The sequence below is a fragment of the Salinicola socius genome, assembly GCF_001937195.1.
Classification (GTDB): domain Bacteria; phylum Pseudomonadota; class Gammaproteobacteria; order Pseudomonadales; family Halomonadaceae; genus Salinicola; species Salinicola socius.
Genome location: NZ_MSDO01000153.1, coordinates 1 through 632, shown reverse-complemented (window position 1 = coordinate 632; position 632 = coordinate 1). Strand labels below are relative to the sequence as shown.

Here is a 632-nt window from a genome sequence, read left to right as displayed (position 1 = left end):
GGCGGCGTCAGTGAGCCCAAGACGGTCACCATTACCGTCACCGGTACCAACGACGCGCCGGTCGCTCAGGCAGGCACGGCCACGACGGAAGAGAACACACTACTGACCGGCCAGGTGCCGGCGGCAAGTGACGTCGACGGCGCCATCGCCGGTTATGACCTGGCGACGGATGTCGGCACCGGCAATGGTTCATTGACGTTCAATGCCGACGGTTCCTACAGCTTCACGCCGGGTGACGACTTCGACGGTCTGGCTGCCGGCGAGAGCCGCGATATCACCTTCAGCTATACCGCTACCGATAACGACGGTGGGGTCAGCGAGCCCAAGACGGTGACGATCACCGTGACCGGCACCAACGATGCGCCGATCGCCGTCGCCGATACCCGGACCACCGGCGAGAACACTGTGCTGACCGGCCAGGTGCCGGTAGCGACCGATGTCGATGGCACCATCGCCGGTTACGACCTGGCGACGGATATCGGCACCGGCAACGGCAGCCTCAGCTTTAATAGCGACGGCAGCTACAACTTCACGCCGGGCACCGACTTCGACAGTCTCGCCGCGGGCGAGAGCCGCGACGTCACCTTCAGCTATACCGCCACGGACAATGACGGCGGCGTCAGTGCACCGAA

Annotated in this window: 1 protein-coding gene; it reads left to right on the top strand. The window is 64.6% G+C overall.

The window, feature by feature from the left end:
* Positions 1-632, top strand: a 632-nt coding sequence (locus BTW07_RS19765; protein ID WP_167369317.1) for an Ig-like domain-containing protein, incomplete at both ends; no start/stop codon positions are given.